General features: G+C 47.5%; 15 protein-coding genes. 10 read left to right on the top strand and 5 right to left on the bottom strand.

Going from position 1 to position 16,924, the window contains the following annotated elements; translation table 11 throughout:
* Positions 1-4: 4 nt before the first annotated feature.
* Both HMPREF9439_RS08025 and HMPREF9439_RS08020 read right to left on the bottom strand, forming a co-directional pair.
* Positions 5-979, bottom strand: a complete 975-nt coding sequence (locus tag HMPREF9439_RS08025) for a homoserine kinase (RefSeq protein ID WP_008811858.1) — start codon at positions 977-979, stop codon at positions 5-7.
* Between the two features lie 20 nt (positions 980-999).
* Positions 1,000-1,485: a hypothetical protein gene (locus HMPREF9439_RS08020; protein ID WP_008811859.1), complete on the bottom strand. Its 486-nt coding sequence runs from the start codon at positions 1,483-1,485 to the stop codon at positions 1,000-1,002.
* A gap of 157 nt (positions 1,486-1,642) precedes the next feature.
* Between HMPREF9439_RS08020 and HMPREF9439_RS08015 the strand changes: the two genes are divergently transcribed.
* Positions 1,643-2,485 (top strand): formate/nitrite transporter family protein, encoded by an 843-nt coding sequence (locus tag HMPREF9439_RS08015; protein WP_008811860.1) that lies wholly within the window; start codon positions 1,643-1,645, stop codon positions 2,483-2,485.
* 11 nt (positions 2,486-2,496) lie between these two features.
* Here HMPREF9439_RS08015 and HMPREF9439_RS08010 read toward each other — a convergent pair whose 3' ends face one another.
* Entirely contained in the window at positions 2,497-3,405 is a 909-nt protein-coding gene (locus HMPREF9439_RS08010; protein ID WP_008864479.1) for a patatin-like phospholipase family protein, read from the bottom strand.
* A gap of 228 nt (positions 3,406-3,633) precedes the next feature.
* Between HMPREF9439_RS08010 and HMPREF9439_RS08005 the strand changes: the two genes are divergently transcribed.
* Both HMPREF9439_RS08005 and HMPREF9439_RS08000 read left to right on the top strand, forming a co-directional pair.
* Positions 3,634-5,619 carry an FAD-dependent oxidoreductase gene (locus HMPREF9439_RS08005; RefSeq protein ID WP_008811862.1) on the top strand — a complete coding sequence of 662 codons (1,986 nt, stop codon included), beginning with the start codon at positions 3,634-3,636 and terminating at the stop codon, positions 5,617-5,619.
* Positions 5,620-5,636: 17 nt separating this feature from the next.
* Positions 5,637-7,430: a [FeFe] hydrogenase, group A gene (locus HMPREF9439_RS08000; RefSeq protein WP_008811863.1), complete on the top strand. Its 1,794-nt coding sequence runs from the start codon at positions 5,637-5,639 to the stop codon at positions 7,428-7,430.
* 82 nt (positions 7,431-7,512) lie between these two features.
* On the opposite strand, the gene HMPREF9439_RS07995 is transcribed toward HMPREF9439_RS08000, so the two are convergent.
* Both HMPREF9439_RS07995 and HMPREF9439_RS07990 read right to left on the bottom strand, forming a co-directional pair.
* Positions 7,513-8,643: a hypothetical protein gene (locus HMPREF9439_RS07995; protein ID WP_008864478.1), complete on the bottom strand. Its 1,131-nt coding sequence runs from the start codon at positions 8,641-8,643 to the stop codon at positions 7,513-7,515.
* Positions 8,644-8,871: 228 nt separating this feature from the next.
* Positions 8,872-9,855: a DUF362 domain-containing protein gene (locus HMPREF9439_RS07990; protein WP_244862417.1), complete on the bottom strand. Its 984-nt coding sequence runs from the start codon at positions 9,853-9,855 to the stop codon at positions 8,872-8,874.
* A gap of 264 nt (positions 9,856-10,119) precedes the next feature.
* Between HMPREF9439_RS07990 and HMPREF9439_RS07985 the strand changes: the two genes are divergently transcribed.
* The 7 genes from HMPREF9439_RS07985 to HMPREF9439_RS07955 all read left to right on the top strand — a co-directional run bounded on the left by HMPREF9439_RS07985 (position 10,120) and on the right by HMPREF9439_RS07955 (position 16,784).
* The gene (locus HMPREF9439_RS07985) at positions 10,120-11,817 is read left to right on the top strand and encodes a zinc-binding metallopeptidase family protein (RefSeq protein ID WP_244862416.1); all 1,698 of its coding nucleotides are present in this window, start codon (positions 10,120-10,122) and stop codon (positions 11,815-11,817) included.
* A 10-nt stretch (positions 11,818-11,827) separates the two neighbouring features.
* Entirely contained in the window at positions 11,828-12,229 is a 402-nt protein-coding gene (locus tag HMPREF9439_RS07980; protein ID WP_008864475.1) for a peptidase dimerization domain-containing protein, read from the top strand.
* A gap of 126 nt (positions 12,230-12,355) precedes the next feature.
* Positions 12,356-13,051: a 7-cyano-7-deazaguanine synthase QueC gene (gene queC, locus HMPREF9439_RS07975; RefSeq protein ID WP_008864474.1), complete on the top strand. Its 696-nt coding sequence runs from the start codon at positions 12,356-12,358 to the stop codon at positions 13,049-13,051.
* Positions 13,048-13,923 (top strand): DMT family transporter, encoded by an 876-nt coding sequence (locus tag HMPREF9439_RS07970; RefSeq protein ID WP_008864473.1) that lies wholly within the window; start codon positions 13,048-13,050, stop codon positions 13,921-13,923. Before queC ends, HMPREF9439_RS07970 begins: the two co-directional genes overlap by 4 nt.
* 79 nt (positions 13,924-14,002) lie before the next feature.
* The gene (locus HMPREF9439_RS07965) at positions 14,003-15,568 is read left to right on the top strand and encodes an FGGY-family carbohydrate kinase (RefSeq protein WP_008864472.1); all 1,566 of its coding nucleotides are present in this window, start codon (positions 14,003-14,005) and stop codon (positions 15,566-15,568) included.
* Between the two features lie 453 nt (positions 15,569-16,021).
* A complete protein-coding gene (locus tag HMPREF9439_RS07960; protein ID WP_008864471.1) occupies positions 16,022-16,318 on the top strand; it encodes a type II toxin-antitoxin system TacA family antitoxin in 297 nt (98 codons plus the stop codon).
* On the top strand, positions 16,305-16,784 hold the full coding sequence (locus tag HMPREF9439_RS07955; protein WP_008864470.1) for a GNAT family N-acetyltransferase: 480 nt from the start codon (positions 16,305-16,307) through the stop codon (positions 16,782-16,784). The genes HMPREF9439_RS07960 and HMPREF9439_RS07955 overlap by 14 nt, the downstream gene beginning before the upstream one ends.
* The last annotated feature ends 140 nt before the right edge of the window (positions 16,785-16,924 follow it).

The raw sequence follows: 16,924 nt of genomic DNA, 5'->3' as shown, positions 1-16,924 counted from the left end.
CAAATCAAATCCAAGGTAAATCTTCAGGCGCGGATTCGCGGCGAAGTTTAAGAATACGTTCGAAATGCGCCGGATCATGCGGGGTGAGAAGCGACGCAGGTCTCGGCATATAGTAATCGTAAAGTCGGGAAACCCAAAACCGAAGAGCTGCCGCAGACAGGATATCCTGCCAGAGCTTGTGATCTTCTTCGGTTAAAGGACGAACGCTGTTGTAACCCTCAAGCATGGCTTGAGCGCGTTCGGGTTCGAATTCTCCGGTCTCTAAGTCAATCGTCCAGTCATTTAACGTGACAGCGAGGTCATAGAGAAACGGTGCGTTGCACGCAAAATAAAAGTCAATGACGCCTGCCAAAGATTCGTCATCGCCGTTCTTGTTGATCAAAGCATTATTGCGGAACAAGTCGGCGTGGACGGCACCGGCCGGAAGGGCTTGATATTCCGGGGATTTTTGAAGCTCCAGCTGACGCGTGACTTCTTCTTCGAGCATCTGGTACAGACGATCGGGAATGTAAGGTTTAAGCAGCGGCATGGAGGAGAGCCAAAATGCCGAGCCTTTGGTGTTTTCCTGCGAAAGCGGAAAGTCCTCAACGGCGTTATGCATCTTGGCAAGCATCTCTCCCATTTCACGGCAAGCCTTGGCAGAAGGTTTTTCTACGTAAGTTCCGCTGAGGCAGGGAGCAATGGAGCATGGCTTGCCGTTGATTTCGGAAAGCAAGCCGCCATCTTTGCGCGGAATGGGATAACTTACTGCAAGGCATTTTTTACCGAGATGACTGGTCAGTTCAAGATAGTACGGAAGCTGATCTTTGTTCAGACGTTCGAAAATGGTAAGGACGTACTTACCTTTGTCGGTGTCCAAGTAAAAATTACTGTTTTCAATACCGCTGGCTATACCTTTTAGGGAACGAGCCTGACCGATGTCGTAATGAGACAAAAGCTCATCGAGCTGGGTATTAGAAACCTCAGTAAATACTGCCATTTTGTGCTTTGATCCTCTGCTTAGAAGCCGAAATTAATGAATTTTGGAATGCTCATCGTATTGTCGCTTCCTGTACCGGGACCGCTTCCGCCGGTTTTATTGCTCGGAGCCTCACGCGTCATGACATAAGGAACCTGAGTGGACATTGGAGTGACTTTCACTTCAGTGACCTGATTGTGATTGTCAACGGTCTCTTCAATTTTAGTCTTTGGCCACAAGGAAGGATCTTTAGAACGCTTTTGAGCAGCTTTTAAGTCTTTCTTAGATTGAGCTTCCTCAGCCTTGGTGTCTTTCTTACCAGCTTTGGAATTAACAATATCCGGGTTTTTCTGGTTTAAATCAGTGACTTTTTCCTCAATCGTTTCACCGCTCTTGGACGGTCTTTGAATATTGTCGGGAGCATCGTTGAAAGAAGGGGGAACCGGTGCGTCGAGACCAGCCGCGTAAGCTGATCCGAGCATCAGGCCGGCAGCAGCAATGAAGGCAGCCAATTGAATTTTTTTCATAATTATTTTCTTAATGAAACATACTTGACATAAGTGTACGGGAATTTAGAGGAAAGCACCGACTAAAGGTCTCTTTTTAGTCATTCGGCTTTTTCAAAAAGGCGAAAATTTTCACTTAGAATTTCGCTCAATTTCCGACCTCTTTTTTCCATAGATTATGGCTACACTTACTTCACAAGAAATCCTGAATGCCACTGTGAGCATGGGTCTCTCCAAAGCCAATCAATGCTGGATTGCCCGTGCCGCGAACACACTTCTCGCCGGTATGTATATTGCGATCGGCGGTTTTCTCGCAATTCGTATCGGACTCGCGCTTCCTTGGGAGCAGTGGGGTGGAATGTCAAAGCTGATTTTCGGAGCAGTGTTCCCGCTTGGGCTTATGCTGGTTGTTCTTTGCGGTGCTGATTTGTTTACCGGCAGCTGTATGACGCTGACCACCGCCCAAGCTAAGCAAAAGATTACTTTCGGCCAGACCGCCTTTACGTTGGCGACTTCCTGGATCGGTAATTTTGCCGGTGCGCTTTTTGTTGCTTTCTTCATCGCTTATCTTTCAGGACTGATTTTTGAGAGTGCCGGCGGGACGATGCCTTGGGCAGCCGCTGTCGTGAATTTAGCCAATGCCAAATGTTCGTTAGGTTTTACAGAGGCGCTTCTTCGCGGAATCGGGTGCAACTGGCTGGTTTGCTTAGCTGTATTTGCTGCAGCCGCCTCAACGGAAACGATCGGTAAGATCGCAGCCCTTTGGTTCCCGACGATGGCTTTCGTTGCTTTAGGCATGGAGCACTGCATTGCCAATATGTTCTTTATCCCGCTCGGAATCCTGACAGGAACCGATCCTCGCTACATCGCGTTAGCGGAAGCTGGGAAGGCTGCGGCACTTAAAGCTGATTTTTATTCATTTGTTGCGGGCAATCTGGTTCCGGTGACGATAGGAAATATTATCGGCGGCTCGGTTTTGGTGGGTATGCTTTACCTCGCCGCCAATATCAAAAAGGCTTAAGACGTATCGTTTTAGTGACCGATAGCGTCTTTGATTGCAGCGATATTTGCTTCGCAGCATTTATACCCGGCTCGAATAGCCTCTTCGGCACGGTAAGTTTCTAATAAGCCTATGTCGGTGACTTTCGGACAAAGGATGATCTCGGGAGGATCACCGGCGAGACGGGTTTTAGTAATACGGTCCTGAGCAATATTAATAGAGCGGGAAATCGTCTCAAAGAAATCCGGAGGTTTAGGTTTATCGGACTCAGCCTCCTTTTTGATCGACGGAATCAGATTTTTGGCCTTGGCAAAAATTTTTGCGACTTCGCTCGTTTTTTTTCTGTTGGAGCCTTTTGACTGTTTTTCAATTTCAACCCGCCTCAGGAGGTCGTTATTAAGGTTTACCGCGATCACAACATCGGCTCCCAGAGCCCGGCATAAAGAGACAGGAACTGGGTTAACGATGCCGCCGTCGATATACCACCGGCCTTCAGGTCCCTCAACAGGCGGAAAGACGCCCGGCATGGCCATTGAAGGCCAAACGGAGTCAAAAACCGGACCTTTTGTAATCCAGATTTCTTTGCCGCTCATAAGATCACAGGTCACGGTTCCAAAAGGGGTTTTTAAATCTTCAATGCATTTTTGTTTCCGTTCTACGCCGCTCTTTACGAGGAACATCTGCATTTGATGCAAATTGATCCACCCGTCAATAGAAAAGCTCGGATTAAAAAACGTCGTCCAATTTAAGCGGTTAATAGCAAGGGCTTGTTTACGCAGTCGTTCTAAATGTCCGCTGACATAACAGGCGCCCACTATCGCTCCGATTGATGTACCTGCAACAACATCTGGAACAATTCCTTGGTCCAGCAAACAATCAATAATGCCAATGTGGGAAAAACCGCGGGCTGAACCGCTTCCAAGTGCTAATCCGACTTTCATAAAACTCCTCACTTCAAATAGATTCTAATGATCAATTCTGAAAATCTTTGCAGTGATCTTCTCAAAGTAGTACATCTATTCGTAGTCAATAAATAAGAAATGGACGAAGGAGGAACTTCGACAGCTCACAACATGTAAAAAATGTTGAAATGTAAAAATGAGGGCGTGGCTCGCCTAAAATGGAATTCATTACGATAAAACAATTGCTCTCAAAACAAGGAAAAGAATATGCGGCTTCATTATGGCGTGTGGGACGGTGTCGTCTATGACAACCGCGGCACTGCTGATTACAAAGAACCTGAGGGTCTGGATCTTAAAAATCTTCTGCAGTTCAATAACGGCAACCCCGTTATGACATTTATCTCGCATCGGGGATTCTTAGTTTTCCACCCGCATGCAAACCTGCTTTTTGCCATGAATAAATATTATTCAACGGTAAAAGACAATTCCTGCGGTAAATGTACTCCTTGCCGAAGCGGCTCAATCATCATTTCTCAGGCGCTGGAAAAAGCATTGAGAGGAGACCCGATTAATTGGGAAAATCTTCTCGATATCGCCCGCATGATGAGAAATACGAGTTTCTGTGGGGTGGGTCAGACTTCGCCGGTAGCTTTAATTGAAGCGATCAAAGCTTTTCCCGGAGATCTAAAACTCGTTCCGCTTCCTGATATGCCATGGGGCGGCTATGAAGTAATGACGGCTCCCTGCATCGAAGCCTGTCCGGCGCACGTCAACGTGCCTCGTTATATTGATTACATAAAGGCAGGACGTACGGATTACGCCACGGGTGTAGTTCTTCGTCACTACCCGTTAGTCGGCTCCTGCGGACGAGTCTGCGTCCGTCTTTGCGAAAAGGCTTGCAGACGAAATCGTCTGGAGGGAGCTGTCGACATCAAGAATCTGAAGCGTTATTGCGCTGACTCATTGGGGTACACCGTTGACAAAATGTTCGAAGGTGCCGCTGCAGAACCGAGCGAATTCTCTCCCAGAATCGCAATTATCGGCGCCGGTCCCTCCGGACTCACATGCGCATATCATTTGCTGCTGAAAGGCTACAAAGTTGAAGTGTTTGAGGCACAGCGAAAGGCCGGGGGGATGGCTTTAGTCGGTATTCCTCAGTATCGTCTGCCGAAAGATATTCTATTGGCTGAAGCCAATACGATTGAGCAGCTGGGCGGTAAATTTCATTACGGCAGGCGTTTAGGGAAAGACTTCACATTGGATGACCTTTTTAACGAGGGATTTAATGCTGTGTTTATAGGGGTCGGCTGTGCCAAGGGTATGAAACTTGGATTCCCCGAGGACAATGAACAAATTGAAGGCTATTACAACGGCTTGGATTTTCTTCTTCAGGTTGAACGCGGCGTCGTAGAAGGTGAGGCTCCTTCCTTCTCCGGAGACTTTGTGGTTGTCGGCGGCGGCAACGTTGCAATGGACTGTTCTCGCTCTGCTGTGCGTATGACCGACGGCAAAGTTCATGTCATATATCGAAGAACTGAAGCTCAAGCTCCGGCAGATCCTTTGGAAATCAAGGCGGCTAAAGAAGAGGGCATCGAATTCCATTTCCTGACAGCTCAAAAAGAACTGGTGCTCGAAAACGGTAAAGTTACCGGACTTCGCTGCATCAAACTTCGCGAAGGCGCGCCTGAAGCCAACGGCAGAAGAAAGCTTATCGAGATTCCGGGTACGGAATTTGTCATTCCTTGCTCCAATGTCATCAGTGCTATCGGACAGCGAATTGATCAAAGTATTTTTGAACAGAAAGACAATATTCTGTTTGATAAGCGCGGCAACATTTCCGTGACGGAATCATTGGCTACAAGCCGTCCCGGCGTATTTGCGGGCGGAGACTGTGCCACCGGACCGACCACGCTGATCGGAGGTATGGCTCAGGGTCAAACAGCTGCCGAATCTATTCATGAATATCTAACCCGAGGTTCCGTCGGTTTTGAACCGCGATCACGCATGACTCAGATGATTAAGAAATGCAATCTTCTTGAGGAGACTGAACCCGTTCTTCCGACCATTCATCAGGATCGTCAGCAGATGCCAGAACTGGCGCCCGAAATTCGCGCCCATAACTTTGAAGAAGTCGAACTCGGATTAACTCCGGAAGAAGCTAAGAAAGAAGCGGAACGATGCATGCGCTGCTACCGGCTCTTCGGCGTTGTTACTCAGCTGCCGATTCCCGGTTTTAACCAAAAGGCTCAATAAGAAAAAGGAGAATAGAAATGAGAGCCTATATCAACAACAAACCTTTTGATTTTGATCAAGAAATTACAATTTTAGAAGCGGCCAGACAAATGGGGTTCTTTATCCCGACGCTTTGTGCTTTTAAGCCGCTCTGTCACACACCGGGGACGTGTGCAGTTTGTATCGTCCGTGTAAAAAGGGCCGACGGTCAGGAACTTACGCTCACCAGCTGCAAGACACCTTTGGAAGACGGAATGGAAGTTGACACCATTTCCTCTCAGGTCAAAAAAATGCAGCGAACTCAGGTGGCTTTGATCTTCGCAGACCACGACATGGATTGTGTGACCTGCGGTCGTTACGGTAATTGTGAACTTCTTCAGCTGGCTCGCAACTTAGGAGTCCAGAAGGCGCCTTTCACGGGCAAATTTATTGCTGAACGAAAGGTTGACCATACCGATCCGGCGATCGAGCTCGATGTTAATAAGTGCGTCCGCTGTATGCGCTGTGTGGAGGTGTGCAATAAGATCCAAGGCATCGGAGCGCTTCGTATTGATGAAATCGGAACGAAAGCCGGTGTATGCCTGAACGGCACCAAAGATTGGGTGGATTCCACTAAATGTGTTCGCTGCGGACAGTGCATTATGGTCTGTCCTACGGGGGCTTTAATGTCAACGGATAATGTGGATAAGGCCCGCGAAATTCTTGAAGACGAAAGTGTTATTTCCGTAGTTCAGTTTGCGCCCTCTGTCCGCGCAACATTGGGCGATGCATTCGGAACGCTTTCCGGAACTAATGTTGAAAAACGCATCATTGCCGGGCTGAAGATGATGGGTGCCAACTATGTTCTTGATACCAACTTCTCAGCTGATGTTGTGATCATGGAAGAAGGTACTGAGCTGCTTAATCGAATCAAAGATAAGCACTCAGTGATGCCGATGTTTACTTCCTGCTGCCCCGGCTGGGTTAGTTTTGTTGAACAGCATCGTCCTGAAATGCTGGACCATCTTTCCACCACTCGCTCTCCGCAGGCTGTGCTCAGTTCTCTTGCCAAGACATGGCTGCCGGAAAAAATCGGCGCCGAGCCTTCAAAGATCCGTGTGATTTCCATCATGCCGTGCACAGCAAAGAAGATCGAGGCAGGACGCCCACAGTTGGCCAAAGACGGCGTGCCGGACACGGATCTGGTTTTAACCGTCCGCGAATTGGCAAGACTCTTTAAGAGCCGTGGGATAGATCTGAAAGAGATCGAAGACGGTGAATTTGATACACCCTTTATGAGCCGAGGTTCGGGCGCCGGTGTGATTTTCGGGAAAAGCGGCGGTGTGGCAGAAGCGGCTTCAAGAACGCTTTACCATGTCCTCACCGGAAAAGAGGTGAACAACGTTCCCTTTAAGCCCTCCAACCACCCGCATGTTTATAAAGAAGCGGATATGGACGAAGGCGGCGTGAAGCTGAAAATCGCAGTCGTTTACGGTCTAGCCAACGCCAACAAGATTTGTGATGAAGTGGCCGCGGGAACCTGCGACTATAACTTTATCGAAGTGATGACTTGTCCGGGCGGATGCGTCAACGGCGGCGGCACGATTCGTTTCAGAGGAAACTATTTGAACGCTACTTCGAAGCGCTTCGAAGTTCTGGAACGCGCCGACGAAAACAGTCCGGTTCGTCAGTCTCACAACAATCCGATGGTCAAAGAGCTTTATGACGAGTTCTTGGGAGAGCCGAATTCTCACAAAGCTCATCAGCTGCTCCATACTTCTTACGACGATCGAAGCAAGACGCCTGCCGTTCCTTCCATCCGTCATGTGTGGAAGAAGATCCAGTTAGGCTAATCAAAATTAAAGCTCTTCGAAGAAATTCCTGAAGGGCCTCCAAAAGTAAAAACCGGATTCCGTTTAGGCTCCGGTTTTCTTATTACTCGTTCCGGATTTGTCTTGTAACAGCTCTGAACTGTTCTTTGAATCCGACATCATAAAGGGCGGAAAGAGCAGGCGGCTCGAAAGCAAAGATCTTGGAGATATCTTTTTCTGCATTCGAGATGCAGTCGGCTAAATCTGCGCCGATCTTCATCGTCATGAAGGTATTCAAAGAAATTTCGAAATTCAAAGCGGCTTTTTCACGGATCTCTAAGAGTTCTTTTGTGCGCTTGTTTAAATGACGTGTGTAGAACTTAACGACTTCAAGAATCTCATGGTTGATCTTGACGTTGTTTTTAAGCGTGGCGCGCGCAGCTTCAGAAAGATTAGGAGAAGTGAGTTTTTCTTCTGCTGTGTTGATTTGCTTAAAGGCTTCTTTTTCGATTCCTGCAACGCGCTTCATGTAAACCTTGCCGATTTGATACAAAGCTCGATTTACCGCTTCTAAATAGAGGCGATTGCACATCATGTAAAAACCTGCGTAAGTTTTAGAGAGTTCCGGAGTCGGGTTCGACTCAGCAAGCTGAGACTCCAAACGCTTTAACACCTGACCCACGCAGTCAGCTACAGAAAGAATGGCCGCAAGGTCCTCGCCTTCGGCCGATTCAATCAGGCTTTCCAGCTGCTCGCGATCGATGCGAACGCCGCGTGCCTTCAAAGAACCCAGCGCTTTATCCAAAAGCACAACGATTTGTTTTTCGTCGTATTCGATCTTGCTTTTGTAGCGACTGATCTTGTCCTTTAAATTGCTTTGTGTACTGTTAAGAATGTTCCAGGTCTTTTTCGGAGCCGCGATTAAATCTTTTTCCCATTCGAGGATTTGCTTTTGGCGGCCGCGAATGTCTTTACGGACATTTTTGACTAAGCCGAGAAGAGACATGACTTCATTATTGAACATCTCTTCGAAGCATTCGGAACAAATTCTGCGGGTCGCGGGTTCCTGATAGACATAACGGCGGATGAAGTTGCGGCCCTGAGGGTGAACTTCCTGCGCGATGAGTTCAACGCCTTTTTCAAGTTTCGGACGAAGGCCTGACCAGGTTTTCTCAAAAGTCTGAGAATGAAAAATAGCTCTTTCCATTGCCATGTAAAGAGGGTAAGTCACAATCATACGAACCGGTGCAAGCATTCTTAATATTCTTCCGTTAAAGCCTTAATTAGTCCTTCAGGATTAATTTTCTTTATCTTAACTGATCACGGTCTTAAATTTCGGGGGCTAGCTATAAATCCTGGGGCGATGCATCCAAATGGTTTTCACAAACCATTGAGAAAAAACACACCAAGTACCGATTGTCATTTTCCGCCTGAGACGACGAAGGCTCCGTAGATCGGAGCCCTCATACTGCATTGAAGGAAATTAGTCGATTTCGATCAATTCGTACTGGGTGTTGCCCATCTTATGCTCTGCCATTGCGGTCAGCTGGCGCAGGCCGTGACGGGATTCCATTCTTTCAACTAGATCATGATTGTCTCTATGGTGAGAGTAAACCAAGTCGACACAAGCCTGATCAATAGCGAGGAGGTCGGTAGAAGCCAAAATACCGATATCGGCAATCGTCGGTTTAGCAGCGGAAAGGCCAGCGCAGTCGCAGTCAACAGACATGTTGCGCATGACGTTAATGTAAGTAATTCTCTTGCCGAAATGGTCAATCGTGGCTTTGGCCGAGTCAGCCATCAATTCCATTAGCTTTTCCTTGGCCGGCCATGCATTCCAATCGGCAGGAGGTTCGCCTTCGATGCCATGGACCTGGCGTTTACCAACCTGGCCGGAAGCGCAGCCAATGGCGATATTCTTCATCGAGCCTCCGAAACCACCCATAGCATGACCCTTAAAGTGAGTCAGAACCAGCATGGAGTCATAGTTGACAATGTTCTTGCCCATAGCAACTTCTTTCAGGTGGAAGCCGCCGTTAACGGGCAGGTTGACAAAGCCGTCCTCGTCCATGATGTCGACCGGGCAGAATGTCCAGCCGTTAACCTTGATGGTCTCTCGGTGGCTTTCCGTTGTGTAGCGGTCGCCTTCGTAAAGTGTATTTGTTTCGACGATGTTGCTGTTCGGAATCGTCGCCTGAAGGGCTTGGACTAAATCACGAGGAAGGATATTCGGACCGTGTTTTTCACCGGTGTGCAGTTTGATCGCAACTTTGCCGTAAATTTCGCTGTTCACTAAGTTATAGAGTTTGATGAGGTGCTCAGCGTCAATGATCGGCGAGAAGAAAACTTTCGCCGCAGATCCTTTGTATTTCCCGGGTTCAACCCGTTTGGACCCAATAACGGCTGTAACAACAGGCGCATTAATCACTTTGCCGCAGCCGCAGGAACCAGTACAACAATCGCTCACTTCTTTCTCCTTATTCGCTAAAAAGTTTTGCGGATATAACTTATTAATATTAGAACGATTCAAAAGAAGCGGTTTGTCTATTTTTGCGGCTTGTCTGGAAGGCAAGAACTTCATGTGCGGATACTGTTTGCGCTGAAAGAAAAAACGCAAAGCAAAACTTAGAGAAAACTCAAGAATCTCAAGTAAAGTAAAGAAAAATTGAACACCAGGAAAACTCTGAGGGGTAAAATGAAAGAAAAACTAAAAACCAAACTGAGGAGAAATATGCGCATTCGAACACTCTCTTTACTCACCGTCATGTCGGCCGTTTCCTTGTCAGCTATAGCTGCGGCTCCGACAGTCAGTACTGAAGCAAAAAAAGCTGCTGACATGATTAACGCCGATGCTCCGATGCAGAAAATGTTGGCAGAGCTCACGAGTCCTCAAGGACAAAAGTGGCGATTCAATACTCAAATGGAAATCGTCCGAATTGCATCTCCGTCCCGATCAGAAATGCGCCGTCAGCAGGAACTGATGCGTCGTTTCACCGAAGAATGGGGCTTCTCTCCCGCGCAGGTAATGACGCGTATCGACGGCATCATCAAGGGTGCTGGACTTCAGAAGGTTGACGGTCTGCCTGTATATAACGCCTGCGTCAGAATTCCCGGCACTTATTCCCAGCAAAAAGATGCTCAGTCTTACAAAGGCCAGTTTCCTAAGGTCCTCTTAGAAGGTCACATTGACACAGTGAATCCTGCGGAACTGCCGCCGGCTTCAGCTCCCTTCGTGCCGGTTAAGCTTCAGAAAGCTTCTGACGCATTGGTTAAGACAAAGGCAGAACTTGCCGCTTTGCCAGATGAACTCCACTTCGATAAAGACGGAAAGATTATTGAAGACGCCAATTACAAAAAAGCCTATCAGCGTTATAACGACTATGAAGACGCTTTGGGTCGCGGCGCTCTGAGAATTTATGTTCCTGGTTATAACGACGCGATGATTAACACGGCAGCTGTCATGCAAGCCGCTTACATGCTCAACAAATATAAGATCAAGCCGGTTTATGACATCTGGATTTGCGGTACGACCGGTGAAGAGGGCAAAGGCAACCTTTGCGGCATGAAGCAGCTTTACGGTTATAACCAAGACACCGGCAAAGGCAACAATGCTCTGAACTTCGTTGCTAACTTCGGCGCTGACAGTACATCTCCCGGTTCCGGAACGGTTAACTACTTGGGTTCTTACCGTTTCGAAATTAAATACTCGGAACCTGCCGGAGTGAAGGTCGGCGCAAACCAGCCTTCCGCTTTAATGGCTATGAACCGTGCCATTGAAATGATTTCCAATCTGAAAACTCCCTACGATCTGGATAAAAAAGCAGAAAGAACGACTTACACCGTAGGTGTTGGTTCCTGCACACCGGCGCCGGAAGGTGAACGAAGCAAAGAGTGCACACTTCTCGTCGATATGAGAAGTCCGACACCCGGACCGCTGAAAGATATTCGCAGCAAGATTGAACCTGCTTTCGCAAAGGCACTCCAGCAGGAAAACGCCAAATATGGTCTGAAAGACGGAGACGCCAAAGCCGTGAAGATGGAATTGGTTTGGTTCGGCGATCGTCCCGCCCATAAACGCAAGAATTACGACGATCCTGCTATGCAGGCATTCTGGCAGTCTGCCCGCACAGCCGGCATTGATATTCGTGAAAAACTGAACGAGCGAGCGGCATCGCTCAACGACAACGTTCCTGCAGCGGTTGGCGTTCCGACGGTTAACTTCAACGTTGGTACGAATGCAGGCGGTGGCGGCGGACATGCTTGGTATGAATGGGGCATTCCCGGAAACGGCCAGGACGAAGGCAAACGCGTTTATCGAATGATTCTGATGGGACTTATGGCTGCCGGATACCATACTTCCGACGGAAAGGTTGTTCCGCCGTTGGTTTCTCCCAAAGGCAATCGCACGACTGAAGAGCTGTACAAATAAGGGGGCAGACATGAATAAATTATTAGCAGCGTTAGTTTGCGCCTTTGCAGCATCAGCGGTTTCTGCCGCAACTTATGAAGTTTTCATTACCGGCCCCGGCGGCCATTCCAACGGAAGTTACGGCAACACGAATGCCGTTCACGCCGGAAGCCGAGCAGTTCTTGAACTTGAAAAAGCGCTTCCATGTGCCGTCATTACCGACTTTAAGGGCGGTGCTACGGTGAATGCGATTGCCGGGGACGCGGCTTTTAAGGTCAACACGGCAATGTGCAAGACACCGGAAGTTGATAATAAGGCTTTGATTGAAAAAGCGATCAAAGCCGGTGTCGATAAAGAAAACGCTTTCAGAGGCGTAAAGGCCGGTGACTTGGTGAAAGGATTCCCCGCTGAAATCCAATTCAAAATCAAGTAGTTCAAACTAAGAAGAGGTCAATTCAGTCCGTCCCAGAGGCGGACTGAGTTGTTTTGGCAGCGGGAATTTTGCAGAGCCGCTGATTAAAATACCAAACACTCATTAATAGTTAGTCGAGGAAAAACGGTGAAAGCCATTGTTCTCAGCAGCGGCGGTGTCGACAGCACGACTTGTCTTGCCATGGCCGTCCATGAATTAGGCAAAGAAAACGTCGTTACTCTGTCCTTTGAATACGGTCAGAGACATTGCAAAGAGTTAGAAAGCGCTCAGAAGGTCGCAGATTATTACGGTGTCAGACACGTTGTTTTTAACCTGACTCAGATCTTTTCTTTCAGCAACTGCTCCCTGTTATCTACTAGCACGGAAAAGCCCGTCCATGAAAGTTATGCCGAACAGATCTCTAAAAACGGAGAGGGCAAGGTTTCGACGTACGTTCCTTTTAGAAACGGCTTAATGCTTTCAGCCGGAGCGGCACTGGCTCAATCCTTGTTCCCGGAAGAAAAATGCGAAATCTGGATCGGGGCCCATGCTGATGATGCAGCAGGCAACGCTTATGCCGACTGCTCTGTAGGCTTTAATAATGCAATGGATCAGGCAATCAATATCGGAACTTACGGTTTGGTTTCACTTCGTGCGCCACTGAACCGCTGGAACAAAGCACAGGTCGTTGCTAAGGGCCTGGAGTTAAAAGTTCCTTATGAGCTGACTTGGTCTTGCTATGACGGCGGCGAGAAGGCCTGCGGAGAATGCGGCACCTGCATTGATCGTAAAGCCGCTTTTGAAGCCAATGGTGTTAAAGATCCTATCGAATACGTCAAATGAATGCTATAGCACTGGCGCTGGTTTTCTTCGCGGCCGTACTGCATGCTTCTTGGAACTTCGTTTCTAAGAAGAGCGGAGGAGGTCCGTCTTTTGTCCTGCTTTACGAGACCTTTGCCTTTTTGATTTACATGCCTTTGCTGTATTTAGTGGACTTCAAAAGGCTTTTGTCTCTTCCGCTTGAACTTTGGCTGCTGATTATTCTCAGCGCAGTGCTTCATGTCATTTATACGATTGTTCTCCAAACTGGTTATCGAAAGGCGGATTATTCCGTTGTTTATCCGACCGCCAGAGGCACGGGCCCCGCGTTTACGGTTTTAGTGGCGGTTTTTCTTTTTGGAGAAAAGCTTGCACCGCTGGGGTTTGCCGGAATTGCCTGCGTTCTGTTGGGTATTGTGCTGCTCGCAATGCCGGGTAAAGACAAGCAGCTCAAGAGTTCATTATCCGAAGGATTGTTCTGGGGTGTGTTGACGGGCGTGTTTATTGCTTCGTATTCGAGCTTGGACGGATTTGCGATTCAGCTGATCGGATTGACGCCTTTAATGTATTACGTCCCCGGCATGGCGGTTCGGCTCTTTCTTCTAGGCCCTGGGATTCTTTCCAAGGAATCGGGGCGTAAAAGCTTTAAAGAAGACATTAAAAAGCGTTGGAAGTACGCACTTTACATCGGTATTGCACATCCGGCTGCTTACCTCTTGGTTTTGTTCGCTTTGCTTTACGCGCCGCTCGCATATGTCGCACCAACCCGAGAGGTTTCCATGATGCTTGCCTTATTTATCGGAGCAAAAGCCCTTCATGAAAAGGTTACGCCTTTAAAGACGGCGGGTGTTCTTGCTATGATGACAGGAGTCATCTTGATTTCGCTGGCGCGCTGAGCCTGAAAGCTTTGGAAAGAATTGACCGCCGCGCTGACGGACTTATTTAGAAAACGAAATTAATAAGAAGGAGTCTGTAATGTCCAAACTTTACTTAGGCTTTGATGCGGGAACTCAGAGCGTTAAGGTATCTGTCTATGACGAGAATCTCAAGAGCATCACTTCACAGAGTCTGCCCACGATTCTTCGTTATCCGCATGCCGGCTGGGTCGAAATGGACCTGGATGAGTTTTTGGACATTACGGTTCGATGCATCAAACGCTGTGTCGATGACATTAAAGCGCTCGGCTACGATCCCAAAGACGTGCGAGCTGTTATGGGCGACGGCATTATCTGCGGTATCGCCGGTGTGAACGAAGAGGGCGACGCGATCACCCCTTATATTAATTACCTCGATACACGTACCGATGATGACGTACGTTTCATCAATGACATGAACTTGGACATCTGGGTTAAAGAAACCGGAAATCCGGAAGCCTGCACGATGTTCCCGGCAATGTTTGCCCGCTGGTTCCTGAAAAACAACACCAAATTCCAGCAGCAGGGCGTTAAGTTCATGCACAACGCTCCGTACATTCTTTCTCACTTAGCCGGCTTAAAAGGCAAAGATGCCTTTATCGACTGGGGCGCTATGTCCGGCTGGGGTCTGGGCTACAACGTTATGAAGAAAGAATGGTCCAAAGAACAGCTCGAAATTCTCGGCATCAACGAAAAATACATGCCGCGTATTCTCAAACCTTGGGACATTATTGGCGGCCTAACAAAAGCGATGTCAGAAAAAACAGGTTTACCCGAAGGCACACCGATTTGTGCCGGCGCCGGGGACACCATGCAGTCCATGATCGGCTGCGGAAACTATGAAGCAGGCAAGGGCGTTGACGTTGCTGGTACCTGCGCGATGTTCTGCGTTTCGACTAAGGGCATCATTCCTGAGTTAAGTAAGAAGGGCAACAACCTTATCTTTAATTCCGGATCGCTTCCTGACACTTATTTCTACTGGGGCACGATTCGTACCGGGGGCTTAGCTCTGCGCTGGTTTAAAGACAATGTCTGCCACAAGGCCAATGACGCGGTTTACTACAACGATCTGAATGATCGCGCCGCCCAGGTTCCGGTGGGCTCCAACGGTGTTTTGTTCCTTCCGTACCTTACCGGCGGTCAGGATATCAACAATAAGAAGTGCGGCTGCTTCCTGGGTTTGACGCTTGATGACGATCAGTCTGTGATGTGGCGTTCGGTTTTGGAATCCATCGGCTTTGACTACATGGAAATTTGCGATCTTTACCGCTCTGCCGGTGTTGACCTTCAGCGTTTGACGGTTGCCGAAGGCGGAAGCCGCAGCTCGCTCTGGAACCAAATCAAGTCCGACATGCTCGACGCCGAAGTTGTTCGTTATAAGAATGCGGGCGGCGCTGTTGTGACGAACTGCATCTTTGCGGCTTATGCCGTTAAAGATGTTCCGGAAATCATTCCTGAACTCTCGAAGATTCTTCAGATCGATCAGTCTTACCAGCCGCGTGCTGAAAACACCAAGCTGTATCGTGATCTCTTAAATCTCCAGCGCAAGCTGATTGACGTCGATATGGCGCCGGCCTTTGCCACGCTGTGGAATATGAAGAAGATTCTTCCCCAGAAACAAAATTAAGCCGAAGATCAGTTTCACTAATTATTGAGAGGACGACTAAAACCCGTCCTCTTTTTTCTGCTGTTTTATTTTTTTTCATGACAGTTATAGTGTCATAAACGGGTGTACGACAACTCCGAAGTTTGAGGAAACGTATCTGACAGATTTGATGGAAACCAAGAAAAAGTTCAGTTTGGAGGAATTTTCCGAATTTACGGGATTTTTCCGAACCATTCGCTTTTATAAAAAGCATGTCTTTTGAACGCATAACACATTGAATATCCTGAAGAGAACAAAAAATGCCCTGTGGACCGTTAATAATAAAAGGTCGGGGTTGGAGGCACTAACTGGTTACGTTTAACTTTTTGATTTTTAGAGCCACTGAGTAAGACCTCATAGCTTTGCTTACCCAAGAGGAGTACGGAATTCTATTGTGTACGGTATAATTACGTACAAAATATGAGGTGGTAGAATATGACAACAACTGCACTTGAAAGATGTGACATCCGATTAAGTTCGGAAGATAAAGCTTTTCTTCAATTGGCCGCTTCTTTAGACGGAACCTCCTTATCTGCTTTTATAAGAAAAGCCGCTATCTCAGCTGCGAAAGACACCATAAGCAAAAATGATCGCTATGTTCTTTCCGGTAGAGAAGTAAGGGAATTATTTTCTGTACTCGACAACGGTTTTGTTCCGAATAAGAGACTTCAAGAGGCCATGACAATTGCAGAGCAGATTGAGAAAAACGGAGCTTTGAATGCTGGTTTTTGAAAAACTTGAACCAGCCGTTCATAACAGACAACAGTTTTCCTGCGGAAATGAGGAACTTGACGTTTTTTTGAAAAAATACGCAGCACAAAATCAAAGAATTAGTCAATCAACAACTCACGTTTTGGCTAACACAGAAAGAAGAGAAGAAATTTTAGGGTTCATCACGTTATGCTCTTCATCACTTTCCATTGAGGACTTGAATCCCTCTGATCTGAGGCGTCTTCCCCGTTATCCCATACCAGCAATAAAGATTGCTCGGCTCGCAGTTTCATCAAGGTTTCAAGGTAATAAAGTTGGCTCAGCTCTTTTAGGTCACGCTGTTCGAAGTGCACTAAAAGTTAGAGAGGATATTGGGGTGCGGGCTTTGATAGTGGATGCAAAAACACCGGAAGTGGCCAGTTTTTACACAAAGTTCGGTTTTAAGAAGACTAAAAATTCCCCTCTGTATCTTTATCTCTTTGTATGACAGTTAGCGCCGATTTTTGCTCGTATTAGAGTAAATTTTTTAACGGGCGGCTAATTTCTCTCATTTCTTCGGGCTGGATTATGCCTTTTCTAATTAACCTCTAATGAATAATTTATTGAATTTATAACAATAAGGAAGTA

It is taken from the genome of Parasutterella excrementihominis YIT 11859, assembly GCF_000205025.1.
GTDB classification, from domain to species: domain Bacteria; phylum Pseudomonadota; class Gammaproteobacteria; order Burkholderiales; family Burkholderiaceae_F; genus Parasutterella; species Parasutterella excrementihominis.
Note: the sequence above shows the minus strand (reverse complement) of the source record. Positions and strands in the feature narration are given on the sequence as shown.

Coding starts and splice junctions, on each gene's coding strand:
- HMPREF9439_RS08005 (WP_008811862.1), top strand. CDS start 3,634: ATGCGGCTTCATTATGGCGTGTGGGACGGTGTCGTCTATGACAACCGC.
- HMPREF9439_RS08000 (WP_008811863.1), top strand. CDS start 5,637: ATGAGAGCCTATATCAACAACAAACCTTTTGATTTTGATCAAGAAATT.
- HMPREF9439_RS07965 (WP_008864472.1), top strand. CDS start 14,003: ATGTCCAAACTTTACTTAGGCTTTGATGCGGGAACTCAGAGCGTTAAG.
- HMPREF9439_RS07985 (WP_244862416.1), top strand. CDS start 10,120: ATGCGCATTCGAACACTCTCTTTACTCACCGTCATGTCGGCCGTTTCC.
- HMPREF9439_RS07980 (WP_008864475.1), top strand. CDS start 11,828: ATGAATAAATTATTAGCAGCGTTAGTTTGCGCCTTTGCAGCATCAGCG.
- HMPREF9439_RS08010 (WP_008864479.1), bottom strand. CDS start 3,405: ATGAAAGTCGGATTAGCACTTGGAAGCGGTTCAGCCCGCGGTTTTTCC.
- HMPREF9439_RS07960 (WP_008864471.1), top strand. CDS start 16,022: ATGACAACAACTGCACTTGAAAGATGTGACATCCGATTAAGTTCGGAA.
- HMPREF9439_RS08015 (WP_008811860.1), top strand. CDS start 1,643: ATGGCTACACTTACTTCACAAGAAATCCTGAATGCCACTGTGAGCATG.
- HMPREF9439_RS08025 (WP_008811858.1), bottom strand. CDS start 979: ATGGCAGTATTTACTGAGGTTTCTAATACCCAGCTCGATGAGCTTTTG.
- HMPREF9439_RS07995 (WP_008864478.1), bottom strand. CDS start 8,643: ATGCTTGCACCGGTTCGTATGATTGTGACTTACCCTCTTTACATGGCA.
- HMPREF9439_RS08020 (WP_008811859.1), bottom strand. CDS start 1,485: ATGAAAAAAATTCAATTGGCTGCCTTCATTGCTGCTGCCGGCCTGATG.
- HMPREF9439_RS07955 (WP_008864470.1), top strand. CDS start 16,305: ATGCTGGTTTTTGAAAAACTTGAACCAGCCGTTCATAACAGACAACAG.
- HMPREF9439_RS07970 (WP_008864473.1), top strand. CDS start 13,048: ATGAATGCTATAGCACTGGCGCTGGTTTTCTTCGCGGCCGTACTGCAT.